Source organism: Rhodopirellula maiorica SM1 (assembly GCF_000346295.1).
Lineage (GTDB): Bacteria > Planctomycetota > Planctomycetia > Pirellulales > Pirellulaceae > Novipirellula > Novipirellula maiorica.
On record NZ_ANOG01000333.1, the window covers coordinates 18,867 to 34,668 of the forward strand.

Consider the following 15,802-nt stretch of genomic DNA (forward strand, 5'->3'; position numbering starts at 1 on the left):
CAGCGGCACGGCGCGAGCCGTCCGGTTGAGGCGGATAAAACGTTCGGTTTAGACCGGGCGGCTTGCACCGCACCGCTATAGATGGCATTGGGGGCTTGCCCGGCGGAAATAGGTGACTTCCAGAACTGAATCGCCGACGTCGGAGACGTCGGGCGACTTTGGCGAGCCTCGTTTTCGCCGGGCTTGCCTTACAGCAGATCCGCAAATGCGACGTCCAAGGCACTCAAGCGATCCTCCTCTTCCTCGCCCTCGTCCGCGTCATGACTTTCGGCAATCAAATCCAAGAAATCCTTGGGCTGGCTGCTTGGCTGCGAGCTGTCGACGACCTTGGCCGGCGTTTCAATCGATTCAACCGCCGGGGTGATATGCAGCGTCGTGGATTGTGAAACCGCCGACTGAGCTACAGAGGACAGCAGAGGAATCTGTTCTGCTGATCCTTGGCCAGTTGCGTCTTCGCTAGACGCTTGCGATCCCTGTAACGACAACTGGTTGATCACCTGCAACGCATCGAGTGCCGAAATGATATCGTCACCATTCACGTCGTAGTACGGCGGGCCGCTGTCGGACGAAGTGACCGGAATGCTGGACGCATTGTTCGGAGCCAACCCGATGCGATTGATAATCAACAATGCGTCAAGTGTTGTCACCGAACCACTGGCGTTGACGTCATTGAACTGATTCGGATTCGGATTTTGCAAACGGAACGCCACCACGTTGAAGTTGATGGTCGCTGGTTCGCTGACACGACCGGCTGAATCCGTAATCGTAACCTGAACGGAATCGGTGCCGATATGCCCAGCGTCAGCCTGGTACGAGATGGTTCCGTCCGCGTTGGCCGAGGCGGTTCCATTGGATGGTCCCGAGACAATGGTAAGGCTGGTCAAATCCAACTCACCTTCGACGGCTTGTGCTGCGGCTCCCACATCCACGATCGTTGTGTCCTTGGACGTCGCCACAACATCATCGAAATCAGGCACGATCGGCAATCGGCTTGTCGTGATGGTCACGGTTGCTTGCTGGCTCTGTTGCCCTAAGTTGTCTGCGACCGTGTAGCGGAATTGATCCTCACCATCGAAACTAGCAAACGGGGTATAGACCAGCGTCCCATCCTCTTCGACCGACAATCCACCTGATGTTGGTTGCGAGGTAATCACGATGCTAGTCGGAACGATTGTGCCGTCGACATCCACGTCGTTGTCTTGCGGCCGGAACAGGGTAGGACCGGTCGCATTGATGATGACCGCGTCAGGATTGACGACCGGAGCGTCATTGACACCCTGCACTGTGATCTGGACTTCAACAGGATCGCTTTCGGCGCCACTGGCATCTTTGACCGAATAGAAGAACGAATCAACGAGCACATCACCGGGCTTCATGCGTTGCAGTTCAGCCGCATCCGTCGGATCGTAGGTGATTTTTCCGCTCACCGAGTCGTAGGTCAAAAGTGCCCCAAGTTGCGTAGTGGAACTTGCGGGCAAGACAACCGTCAACGTTTCCAATGGATTCGACGCCAAATCGGGATCCACATCGTTGCCAGTCAGATCGATACTATCGATCGAGACGACGGCGTCTTCGTCGGTATCCAACTCGTCACTCACCGCGACGGGTCTGTCGTTGATTTCGCCAATGTTGATTTGCAGCGTCGCCACGATCGATGCGGCGTCTTCCGAATCGAATGCAGTCACTTGCAGGCTAGCCGAACCGCTAGCGTTTTCCGCAGGTTTGAACTGCAGCACGCCGTTTGAATCAATCGTCGGCAGGATTTCAAACAGCCCTTGCGATTCGGTTGGAACAGTGACTTCGAAACGAACCGGTGGTCCCGTTTCGTCGGCAGGTCCTTGCGAAACATTGGTGGCCCAAACTTCCGAATACGTATCGCTGTCCTCGTCGACATTGACCACACCACCCGGAGTAAAGGTTGGCACGTCATTGACCGGTGCGACCCGAATCGTAAACGTTTTGGTCACCGATTGGCTTGGAGTGCCGTCATCTTTGAGCGTGACTTCGAAGGTGGCGTCACCATTCGCATCCGCCGCAGTGGTGTAGGACAAACTAGCCGTGCTGCCGGAGATCGTCACGCTCGGCGCGACCGAGAACAGCGACGGGCTGCCGCTGATTTGGTTCAACATGAACGACACCGTTTGTGCTGGGTTCGTTCCATCACCTTGCAATTCGTCGATCGCATCGTCGGGCCCGGCCTGAACGTCGGTTGCCCAATTGGGAACCACCACAGGCCCTTGGTCTTCGACCGAATCGACATCGCCAGCGCCACTAAATTGCGGAGGATCATTGACGGCGTTGACGCCAATTGTGACTTCGTTAGTGATCGATTTGAAATCGTTGGTCGCGGCACCACCGGTTCCCAATGCGACCGTGACCCCATCGTCCGAAATGGTATAGGTGAACTTGTCAGTCCCGGCGAAATTGAGCGTCGGGGTGTAACGCAGTCCAATTACCACGTTGGCGGCGTTTAGCACTGGTGTAAGGGTACCACCGCCATCGGATGTGGATGGATAAGGAGTCGCCACGTCGATGGATTGACCGCCGCCGACAAGTGCCGAAGTTTCGTTGCTGGGGCCTACTCGGAAAAAGTCCAACAGTCCTGGGTTGTCTGCGGCGTTACCCACAAACGGAATCACAACCGAACCATCTTCGCCCACGGTGTAAGTCAAATTCGGTGCATTGTTGACCGCCACCGGAGCATCGTTGACCGGCCGAACATTGATCGTCATCGTGACGGGCACGCTTTCGAACAAATCACCACGGGTTGCGGTTTCCATCGCGCCGTTGTCACGCAGCACCACCGTGAACTCGAAGGAACCAAACGCATCCGGCGCCGATTGGTACATCAACCGTCCATTGGACAAGATCGTAGGCTGCGTGGTGAAGAAAGTAGCAGCATTGCCGACCGGCTGAACATCAAAGGCAAGTGTTTGGATCGATTCATCGGTGGCGGTCGTTCGCGGACCGCCGGTGATGTTGAACGCAAATCCGTTCTTGGTAGTCATTCCGGCATCTTCGGCCGATTCGACACTAAGTGATGACGTTTCGAATTCCGGTCGATCATTCACCGCACTCATTCGCAAGCGAACACGATTGACCGCGGTGCGTTGATCTTCAAACAACGTGCCTTGGGTCAGCGAATACGTCTCGCCGGCCGCCGGATCCCCATTGACGATCGAGTTGTCGTTCACCGAATAGGTAAACCCATCATCGGCTCCGATCGCCGAGTTGTAATTGATCGGCGGAACATAGTTCAGCCCGACACGTTGGCCATTTTCGAACACCTCGGTCAAGGATCCACCACGCTGAGTCGTTCGTGGGAAGCTCGCAAGCTGCAGAATCTGGGATCCCCCCGGTGCCGCAGTCGACTCGTTATCAGGGCCGACTTTGAAGACATCGAGCAGCCCCAGAGAATCAAACCCATTAGGCGGAGCTACGGCACCCTTCACAAGCGGGATGAAGTACGCGGTCGTTGCATTACCGCCCGGCTGAGTGTTGTCTTCACGCAGTGTGTAGGTGATCGTGCCATCGGTTCCAACGGAATACGATAGATCCGGATCCGTGGTCGAGGTTTGCGATGTATTGACGACCGCAGGATCTAGCCGCGGTGCATCGTTGACCGGTTGGACGTTCAACGTAAAGGTCACAAAGTGCGACGCCGGCACAAACCCAGGCGTTGTTGGATCGAGGTCAGTCGCCTCGATCACAATCGTGGCCGTTCCTACCGCATCAGGTGATGGGAATATTGACAAGGCACCGTTGTTCGCGACCTTCGGCGGCAATCGGAACAATCCGGCTGGAATGTTCGACAACGCCGGCACCAAAGTGAATTGCACCGATTCCCGTTCCAATTCATCCAACGCCGTGGACGGCCCCGCTTGGATATCGGTTGCCCAATTCGGAACCACCGTTTCGCCATTGTCGTCGCGTTCAAGCACGTCGACGACTGGCAGGAAGTTGAATTCCGGAGGATCGTTCTGTTCGATCGTCGTGATCGTTGCATTGGCATACGCCGATCGTAGTGAACCGGTGTCCTCGGTCACGACCGGATTCGTTCCAGGAATCGTGACCAAGCCGCGGTCTTCGATCTTAAATTCGAATTGATCGTCTGCGGCAAAAGGCGTACGACGGTTGTAATCGACGCTCGGCGTGTAGGTGCCGCTTACGAATTCGCCACCGACGAACGTGAAGGTCAACGTTGCGTTATTGAGCGTCGTACGGGTTACCGTTCCATTGCCTGCGGTAAGCCCCGCTTCGTCGATCGATCCATCCACGACCGCGGGCACGCCTGGGATGCGGAAGGCCACCACACGAAGATCTTGCTCATTTTCGTTGAAGCTCGGATTGAGCGCCGGATCAAATACACCCTCAACTGCATTTCGCAGCAATTGAGCCTTGTCGAACGTGATACTTGCGACAGGCACAGGGCTGATCACGTTGCCATTGCTGTCACGTTCGATCGCTTCGGTCACAAGATCGAGCGTTTGGTCGGCTGCCTGAGGCACATCATTGACCGCGTTGATCGTGATCGTCAACTTGCGAATCGAAACATTGTTATTGGGGGCCACACCGGAACCACTATCGGTCACGATCACGTCAAAGACGGCGACTCCGAATGCATCGGGTGTCGGCGAAATCGTGATTCGGCCATCCGCGGTCAAGGTCGGATTCGTGGCCATCATCCCCGTAGGAACGAGTGAGTTCCCTGTGCCATCAAAAGCAGGTTGAATGATGATGCTGGTCAGACTTTGCGAGGCAAGCTCGTCGAGTGCCGTCAGCGGCCCGGCTTCGATTCCCACTCCTGGGATCTGATAGAGATCAAACGTCATCGACGGAGCATCGGTACGCTCGCGTTCATCAAACGAGATCGAATTAGGAGTGTAATTGATCGTGGTCCCACCCACCGTGGTCGTCCCGGTGTCAAAATCAGGGATAAAGGGAGGGTCGTTGACCTCGGTCACTGTGATCTGGACGGTCTTAGCAACCGAACGATTGTTGAGGTTGCCAAACGGATCGGGCACGGCGGTATAGTCAATCGGTGACGGTGCCGCAGGCGTGACTTGATCCGCACCGGGGATCGTCGTCGCGCCAAAGTCTTCGACGATATAGGTAAACGCTTCGGTCGGATTAAACGGTGGCAAACGGTTGTAATTAATCGCAGGTCGATACTCGCCGCCGCTGAAGGCCCCCGAAGCATCGAAGTTGAACATCAACGTTCCGCCATTGATGGTCGGGAAGACCGTTCCACTATCAGCGGACGTTACCGTTGTGAATCCGCCAAAACCATCGGGGATCCCAAAGACAACCACGCGCAGATCCTGTTCGTGTTCGTCATAAATCGACTGCGATCCATCCGCAAAATCACTCTCACGCGACGGTTGCTCTGTGAGGATCGCAGGATCGTTCACCGTCGATTGACGCAGCAGGTCCTCGGGCAGAATTGGCAAAATGGCCTGATTGCCGTTGGGCAAGCCCGTCAATGGATCATTGTCGACCACTTCGGCAACCGTCAACGTGCGATCCTGAGTCACCGGTTGATCATTGACCGGCGTGATATGGACCGTCAAGGTTCGCGTTGTGCTGCGGAAGTCATCTTCGAGCAACCCGGTCGTCGCATTGAAGCTTTGTCCATTGTCGGTCGCAGTGATTTCAAACACTGCGTATCCGAAGGCATCGGGATTTGGCATCAGCGTCAACACGCCGTACTGGTCCAGCACGGGCGGTGCCGAAAACATGCCAGCCGGTTCGACGGTTGAGACGTAGCTGAATGACAACGACTCGGTCGCTCGTTCGTCGAGTGCGGTGCTGTGACCTGGGAAGATCACATCGGGCCGTACCGCTAGCGGATCGTAATTGGCAATTCGACTGCCGGCGTAGATGTCGTAGTAGACCGCAGTTCCGTCGGCTTGAATGTCTTCGGGGAACGTCACCGTGGCGAAGGCGGGAAATTCCGGTGCATCGTTTTTGTCCGCAACCGTCAATGAAACGCGTGTGGGCAACGAACGAGTTTCGACGAACGGATCAGGCGTGTAGGCCGTTCCCGGTGGCAACGGAGGCAGCAAGACGGTGCCATCATCAGAAACGATGTAGTTAAAGAACTCAAGCGGATTAACCGGATCCGCTTCATGAGGCGTCAGCCCGTTGTAGTCGACGGCCGGTTCGTAGAAACCGTCCACGAACGCACCGGCAGTAAAGTTGAACGACAAGACGCCTCCGCTTGGCGTGGTCATCGTCAAGGTTCCCGTGCCGCCGCTTGCAGCCAGGTCGGATTGCACGTCAATCGTTTCGTCGGCGTCGGTGAACGCGACCACGCGGAGGGCTTGATTAGATTCGTTGTAAGGTTCAATCAAGGTTGGGTCGTCAACACCAGCCAGAACGGGGTTCGTACCGAACTGTTGCAACAAGAATTCGGCGTCGAACGCAACCTTGCGATCGTTGTTCACAAGGTTCCCAAACGCATCGTATTCAACAACCTCGTCGACGAGTAGTTCACGAGGGAAGGCAACGGGATTGTCGTTGATGGGTTCGACAAAAATGGTCACCACCGCAGTGTCCGTCAATGCGGCGAGCGGGCGGTTGCCACTGACGTCCTCGTTGATTCCGGCATCTTCCGCGGTGTAAGTAAACGTATCCTCACCGTAGAAATTGTCGGGTGCTCGGTAGGTGAACGTGCCGTCGTTGTTGAACGTGACCGTTCCGCCCAGTGCCGTAGTCAAAACGGTCCCAGGATCGGGAATCACCAACGCACCATCGTTCAGATCGGCAAGTTCGTCTGCCGCCGTCGGTCGAGCGTTGACATCGTTCGACAGTAGGAAGTCAATTGGAATGGTTAGCGATTGATCCTCGGTCGGAACCGGCAACGTTGAACCGGCCCAGTACGCCATCCATCGTGCCGACGTCCTGCTGATCACGTCGTCATTGGCGATCGGATCATCGTTTTGCGGCCGCACGTCAAACGAGATCTTCGCGGTGTGGGTCAGTCGTCCGTTGACAGGATCGAGGACGCCAATTTCATCATCGGCCCCTCCGTCGCCAAGCACGTTCGGGTCATCCGATTTACCATCATCGCTGATCGTGTAGGTGATTTCGTCGAGAATCGGCGAATCGGTTGGCAATCGAAGGTTATCGCGATTGAGATCCGCGTTGGCTTGGTAGTCGAAACTGACCAAAAAAATATTCGCCGGATCTGACGTATCGAACGTCGCCGACAAAATTTGTCCTCGCGACGTGGCGATCGGGAAATCACCAATCGGCGTGGTGGAATCAATTGTGGTGGCCCCCACGTGCAGCGCCACAACGTGCAACACTTGCCCTGATTCATCCCATGGGGATGCGGGTGCTCCGGCTGGATACGATGGCACATCATCAGCCGTCGCGTTGGCCAACAATTCCGACTCCGTAACGGTTCGCACCGTATCTTCGAGTAGCACGACCGTTTGATCTGCCGCTCGGGGTGTGTCATTGACCGGTTGGACCTCGATGATCACCGTCGCATACAGCGTCGACGGCAACGCCGTATCGATCGCACTTTGCTGCGTTGCTAGCCGATAGGTGAACGTATCGATCCCGACAAAATCGGGATCGGGTGTGTAAACAAAGTCACCAGTTGCCGAATCAAGCACCAAGGTGCCGTTGGAAACATCTTGATCGAGCACCACGGTAACGGGTGAGAAAACCAGCGGGCTGATTGTATCGTTATCGAGCACCGATGGAATGATGTCGGGTGCATCGTTCGTATCAAGCGTACTGTCTTCGTTGATCGTGTAGTGTGTCGATGGTGATGTTGGATCATCCACTGGCACAGGCAGAGGCACATTGTGAATCTGCACTTGATAGTCTTCGACTTCACCGCCGACGGCCAAGCCAGTGGGTTGCAAGCCGCCTTCGGGTGAAATTCGGAATCGAGCCCAGGTCAGCTTATCGGTCGTACCGGCCGGGGTGATGACGTTAAAGATCGTTGGATTCGCAGCATCGCTGATCAACACATTGTCGATCACTTTTTCCAGTGTGGGATGGAAGACGCCGTTTCCGTCAAAGTCAATCCACGCACTGACATAGCCCGTCCCCGTCACGCTGACCGGAATCTGAGCGCCGGTTGGATCTTGAGGATTCAAGAACCCGAGAATGTCCTCTTTGTTCGTTGTGGTGCCCGTCACTCCAGGTTTCAGGAACACGATGTAGTCGGTGGTCCCATCGTTATAGACACCGACGTTGACACCGTCTTCGTCGTCGCGATTGAAGATCTCGATCGTATCGGAGCTTCCCGCAACGGCTTGTACGACCAAGGAGTCGCCCGCCGCGTTCATTTCCGCATTGATTTTGGCGATCAGCTTGGTGGCGATTTGAGCGGCGGTATCACTTGTCGCAAACCGAACCGGAATATTCCCAACGCCTGGAGCGATACCGGTTGGAACGAGTTCGAACTGTTTGGCGACGCGACCGATATCGATCGAGATCACATCTCCGGCTGCTGGCGGAATGGCAAGCGAATCGATGCGGATGGTGGTCCCGCCGGCGGCAGTCGCATGCGGTTGGATGTCAAAGATCGCCGAGGCACTTGGTGAAGTCGCGACGACGGTCGCAGGCGTATCATCGAGTCCGCCGGTGAGCAGGGCGGAATCATCTTCCGAATCGACGTAGCTGCCCAATCGTGGCGATGCATTATTGATGATCGCGTGCCGAGCACCATCATTGCCCAACAGCGTGCCATACACATTCAAGCTGCCGGACAATTTGGCATCGCCAAAGTCCAAAGGCACCTCAGGCAGAATGATCGTGAACTTCGTCGTCCCATCAGCCTGGTTGTCTCGCAACGCATTGCCGGCATTATCGCCGATCACGTTGTTGTCAAACGTGATTTCGTAAACACCCGCTGGTTCCCAAAGGCTCGAAAACGGCGTCAGCCGTAATTCACCAGTCAGCTCGTTGTAACCGAGCGTAAAGTCAACACCCTCGGTGAGCGTGATATTGTTTCGGCGAACGGTAATGGTCGCTGGATTGACCGATGCTGGGTTGATCCCGGTCCCTTCAAACGGTGCGTTGGGGCCCGCACCATCATTCAGCAAGAATACAAATGAATCCGCAATAGGATCACTCAAATGCACGACCGTTAGATTCGGGTCGCGATCCTCACGAAGCGTATTGGCATAATCGATTGGATTTAAGAGCACGACAAACGGCTGCTCGAGGTCCGAGCGGTCGACCGCGCCACGATCGACGAACACATTCGAACCACCTCCACCAGGATTGTTTGATGAGTTGATTCGCAACTGACCAAAGACATCCAATTCGGGAGCATCGATGGTGGAAATTGCGATGCCAAGCTCGGTTTTAAATGTGACATAGTCAAAACGGTCTTCGAGCTGGTTCAGCGAGCTGTCGAGCGCTGAGGATGATTCGACTAGGTAGTAATTGTCATTGGCAGCATCGACGAACAACGGAGTTCCCGCAGCCTGCACGATCGCATCCGTTCCGGTAGGCCCATTGGTGCCATTTTCTTGGAAATAATTCGAACGAATCACGAGCGGTTGGCTCGTATTGTCACGAATCCCCGTGCCAAAGTTCGTAATGATATTGTTCATCAATGTCGGACTTGAATTGTCCGTGATATCGAATCCGATCCCTCCGCTGCCATCGCCAACGAGCGTATTGTTGACGAAGCGGCCGAACGGAACGGGACGACTTGGGTTGGCACTCGCTTCCCCGGCAAATCGAATCGCGGAATCGCCCACGATGACGTTGTTTTGAACGACGATTCCAGGGACCAGACGATCAAGATCGACTTGTGGGAAATTGATGGTCGATCCGGGGTGTGGCATCCCACCATTAACTTGTTCCGTCCCCGGCTGAACATTGATTCCGAGCGTGCCTGAGTCACGGATCACATTCGAATCGACGATGAACATACCTTGGGCGCGTTCACGGTTTTTGTCACCCAGCAGTCCGGTGCCGCCTTGTAATACATTGATGTCATCGATGAACGCGACATCGGTTGCCGAATTGACGGGGGTGCCATCGGCGGATGCAAACACCCAAGTAAACACTGTATTGGTGGGATCGGTGAACGGGAAACTTACAACACGATATCCCGAGTCGCCGGTTGCAAACGATGTATCTGCGTTTCCTCCGGATTCGTCACCGCCGGTTGGTAACAACGCTTGCGGACGATCATTGATGAAGAATCGCAAACCATTGTCGCCATTCGGACTTGATGTGCGGTACGCAAATTGTATTACGCCGGCACCTGCTGCAACGCCGCCCAACTGAAGCGGAGTCGCTTGATAGATGCTGGCGGGCAACACACTCAACGAACCTGACTTTAAACTTTGAGTGCCGGTAAACGGTTGGTCTGTCGACGTTGCCCACGGCGAGATTGCAATTGCGGGGATCGTCTGACCTTGAATCTCGATATCCGTAGGCGTCCAAATAAAGCTTCCGTCCGCGGGCTCAAATGCGGTGGTCGCCGTCGACGCGACATCAAGCGTATGGTTGTCGTTAGTATCGAACGTGGTGCCGACGATGATAGGCGACTGTGTCGCATCAGGCAAAAATGCGTATTCACCCGAGCGTCGAATTTCCAACTGGTAGGGTCCCGACAAAATATCGGGACGTGCGGACGGGTTATTATCGTTGGTTCGTCCACTATCTAGATTCGTGATGCCACGATCGGTGTTACTGGCTGGCCCGGTCACCATTTCACCACGTTCTGCGAACCCGACGATGATATCGTCGATGTAGAACCCTTCGTATAGGTTGTCCTGACTTCGGATGGAACGCGTGCCGTTTCGGAACTCACCAAACGTCGAATCGGTGCCACCGAGTGACGAATCGTCCATTGCTCCGGCAGTGCTAAAGTCGACTCGAATCTGGATATTCGGTTCACCGGCAAAGGTCGACATGTCAACCCGCGCCTGACGCCAATTCCCGGAGTTATCGAACAACTCTTGAACTATTTGATGATTCTCGGCACGCGGCGCATCTGCATTTAATCCGGCATCCGACAAATGCGAAAGGAAGCCAGGCAACTCGGCGAAAGGTCCGCCCGTGTTCGCCGCACTGAGTTCGGAATTATTGGTCGCCACCAATTCCCAGGTAACACCACCGTCGCGGGATGCAAAGACGCGTGCACTATCGCGGAACGGATCGGTGCCGTCGTTGTTGTTGCTGGATCCGTCATCACCTTCGGTTTCCAAGAAGTAATTGAAGTACAACGTGGGCCGATCCTTTGCGTCAGCACCGGCAAGTGAAAAATCACTCGAAACCAAACTTCCCAGCCCGCCACCGGGGAAGTTGTATGAGTTGCGAATGTCGGTGTTGCTGCTAAGGTCAGCGTGCTGGACCGTCGTGCGAATGCCCAATTGAGCGTTGGTTCCCGCACGATAATTGATATAGCTATCGCTGTTGCTGGTGGGATTTTGTACCCATTGCTCGAAACCAAAATGGAAACTCAATCCGCCATTGGCCTCGTTGACGTTGCGATCGTCACCGGCGTCTCCGGGATTCGAAATCGTATAGTCTTCGTTTGCAGGATTACGACTATTGTCATTGGCGTTATTGACGCCATGACCAGCATCGTCGGCCCGTTTGGTCGTGGGATGCCAAAGGTTGAAATCCAAGGGTGAAAATGCAATGCCCGTTGGAGTTCCTGCCATTGCAGTCACACGACTGACAAAATCATCAGGTACTCCATCGCCTTTCGTACCATCAATCACGACGTTGGCCGTTCCACCACTCATTTGGAAGTTGTCCACCTCCATCACGATCTGATCCGTACCCCCCAAGGCGTTCGTAAATTGAACCACGACGCCAGCGCCTTGCAGATCGCCACTGACACGAACGTCATTGTTCCCGATTGTCAACAGCCCCACGATCGCGTCTCGAACACTCAGTACACCGTCGACGTCGGTTACGTGCGTAACCGATACGGGACCTCCGTCAATGTCGGTCGCGGTTGTTCCCATGATCGAGTCACCATCAATGATTTGAGTGATAACCACATTTGGATTGGTTCCGCCCGTAAACGAATTGGCTCGGGTGATATTACCAATATTGGTATCCTCAAGTGCTCCGTTGAACTCGATCGTAAAGGTGGCGCCTGGTAAATTCCCGCCACCGGTAACGGTCACATTTCCTACGCCGATAGTACCGATACCCTCTAGCGCAGTCTGCACTGCCGCAGCATTGGCATTCCAGTTAATATTCCCCGTTGTACCATGTCCAGGAACGCTGAGCGTGAACGTTCCTCCGGTCGGCCCGCCGTTGATCGATAATTGCTGACGTTCGTTGTTGACTAGTCTGTCATTGACCACGGTGATCTGCGGCAGAATGTTCTGGCTGCCGAGAGTATTGGTGAATTCAACTTGAATCGGCGTCCCCGGAAGCGGTCCGCCCGTCACAACGACGTTGCCGGGGCCGATGTTGGCAAGCAATTCAAGCTCAGCTTGAATCTCCGCAGGAGTCGCATTGAAATTGAGATCGCCTGTGGTTTCACCATCGTATTGAAGTTGGAACGCGCCACCAACGATCAACGAATCCAACGTAATCGACTGGACCTCGTTTTTCTCAAGCCCCGAGGTGTCCGAGGTCAGTTCCACCAAGTCCTTCTTGCCCAAGTTGTTGGTGAATTCGATCGTTACCGTACCACTTGCGTCACCAGTAAGCGGCCCATCGTAGATCGACACGGTGATATCGCCGGATGCAATGGACGGTAGAGCGTGAAGTGCACTGGCAACCTGCGCCGCCGTGGCATCGTAGGCAATCGGTGCGGTGGTTTCGATATACCGAACGACTTCGTCCGCATTGTGAGGTACGCGGTCGGTGCCGTTGATTCCACGAATCACATTGAATTGATTGCCCGTCCGACTGATAACTCGAAGATCTTCATCCCCGATGCGGATATTGAACGGAGTCGTCGTTGGAAACGGAGCGTCCGTTTCCACCGTCAACGTATCGCTGACAACCGTGGCCACTTGCGGCACGTAGTGAATGTCAATTGCAGTTTTATTGCGGCCTCGCACCACCGTCAACGTGTTCGTGCCGAGATCGACATTGGTAACCAACATCTCTTCACGGTCGACTCGAATCGTAAACGGAGTCGCCGGGAAAACCGAAGCATCGAACACCTCTAAACTAGTTGCAAATTGGCTGGCACCAATTTGAGACGTCAGCGCACTCGAACTTTGCGTCAGCACTTCGACCAAACCACCGATCTGGTGCGATGTTGCCGAAGTGCCGAGTTCACCTCGCGACACAGTAAGTTGGTCAACAACAAGGTCCACCGCTGAAACGAACATCACTTCGTCATCGATGCGAATGCTAAACGGTGCAGCGGGGAACTCCGATGCATCCACCACACTTAACGTCGTCGAGGCGTTATCAATGCCAACAAACCCCGTCCCAAAGACGGGAATCACACGAACAGGGCTTCCGAGATCGTGCGTCGTTGCTACCGTTCCGTTCTGAGCTCGCGTCACCGCTAGCCGATTTAGCGTTGTGTCAACGCTGGTAACCAACAACTCTTCGTTCTCGATTTGAATTGTAAAGGGAACAGCAGTAGGAAAGATATCTGCATCAATCACTTCGATCGTTGTCGCGGCAGCCGTAATACTGGCTCCCGTTGTGACACCCGCAACCGGCAGCACACGAACCTGAGTCCCAATGTTGTGATTAGCAATCGCGGTTCCGTTTTGAGCTCGGATGACCGTCAACTCATTCGTAACCAAGTCAACCGCAGTCACCTCTAATTCTTCGCTACCGATAAGAATCGAAAAGTTGGTGTCCGGATAAATCGACGCGTCGACCACACGCAACGTCGTGCTGGCCGGATTGTTATCCAGCCCAACCACCGGGGCTCCACTCACTGGAACGACTTGGACTTGGCTACCCGCAAGGTGGCTCGTCGCGGTCGTACCATTCTCAGCACGGGATATCGTGAATTCATTGGCTGGCAAATTCACGGCGCTCACCAACATCTCCTCACCGTTCACCCGAATTGGGAATGGAGCGGACGGAAAAAGGCTGGCATCATCGACTTCGAGAATCAGCGCCGTTGGACTGATGTCAAGGGCCAATGGTGAGCTGATGCTCAGATTGCTACTGGCACTCAATAGATCCGTGACTGTCAACGCCGAACTCGCCGTCGCCGACATCGGTGTTGTCAACAGCGACGTCGTTACTTCGGCCACCGTTGCCGTATCAGGGTGCGTCGTCGGAATCGTATTATGAATCCCGCGTGTCACGGTGAACGCATTCCCTACCTGTGAGGTCACCAACATCTGCTCATTTTGAACCTGAATCACGAACGGTGTCGCTGGCCATTGCTCGGTGAACGCTTGATCCGAAACATTTTGAACTTGAATCGTTTGGGACGTTCCTGGGGCAGGCGCTGTCAGAATGGGTTGCAAGAGCGCGCTGACGGCGCCTTGATTTTTCTCAAACGACAACGTGAAGTCACCTGAATAGGCATCCGTTGAAATGGTCTGCTCTTCATTCACGCTGGACGTATACGGTGCGTCGGCCTTGATTGGCTCGGTTGTCTGACGTGTCACTCCGTTATCAAAGGTCAACGTAAAGAAGCTATCCCCCGATGGCGTCCCGCTTACGGTTACCAACTGAGAACTGTTGTTCGATTCAAAGGCGTAGACAGGTTCGCCCGCCGAATCCAACGCAACCACTTCACCACTGCTGGTAACGGCAAACAATGTATTGGCGTAGGCGCCGTCGTTGACGTTTTGAGGGCCGAGTGCGAGTCCTTGGAAGCTGAAGGGATTACCTGACGAGTCAAAGATTTCCTTGCGATTGATCACCAAGCCGTTGTCCGGGTTAATCTCAAGGAACTCTCCTGCACTGGTAACGCCAAAGAGGTTGCCGTTACTGAGGAAATTGTCGAAAGAGAGTCCAGTGACGCGGCCCGAAATCGGGCCAATCGCTCCGTCGTCGCCCCCCAGCAAAGGAATCGTTGAAATCGTGCCATCGGGGAGGAAGTTTCGACCATTCGTACCCGTATTTCCGCTCGTAATCACTGCTGTGATCAGCTCGCGAGCATTCACATGATTGTTGATTGCGTCAACGATGGCACCCGCAGTGGGACCACCGTTTATGGCGCCGTTGTTGTCGCGGGTGTAGCGAATCCGCAAATTAATCACCGGATTCGTTGCAGCGGGGTTGGAGGCACTCGTAACCGTTGCACCGGCACCGCTGTTGACTTGATCATAGGTCACTATGACAGAGACATCGTTACCACGTTTCCCCGGCAATTTGGAGCGAAATTCGATCGTGGTGGAATTCACCGGATTGGACGAATCACGCACCAAGAACGTCTCGGACGCATTGATCACGCCTGGACTTTGAATATGTCCCAAATAGCCATACTTTGGCTGCCCTCCCGATGCATTTCGCGGTGACGCATCACCGTTTTCACGTGCGCGATACAACTTGGATGTCCCATCGGACTCACGCACAGAGTAATAAACATCATAGGTCGGCACCGGTGCGCTGGATGGACCGGTCGTTCCCGTACGCTCGAACGTAAAGGCATCGACATCGTGCGAGATCGTAAATTGATCCAATTGATCCGAAACCGGCGGATTGGCATTGGTGTAGATGTTCGTATTAGGCGTCGTACCATTACCGGGGATGTTGTCATTCTGCGTTGTCAGGAAGGATCCATCGGTCGGATCGATTTTCACCAATTGCCCGACCGTTCCGTTACCATTTTCCAATCGGATGTACCCATACATCGCACCATCGCTACGAATCACGATGTCTTGCAGATCATCGCGACCGGAACCGACGTTTGCTT

1 protein-coding gene is annotated in these 15,802 nt (G+C 54.6%); it reads right to left on the reverse strand.

Translation table 11 applies throughout. The features are described from left to right. Window positions 1-188: 188 nt before the first annotated feature. Entirely contained in the window at window positions 189-15,761 is a 15,573-nt protein-coding gene (locus RMSM_RS10870; RefSeq protein WP_008695309.1) for a tandem-95 repeat protein, read from the reverse strand. Between the last annotated feature and the right edge of the window lie 41 nt (window positions 15,762-15,802).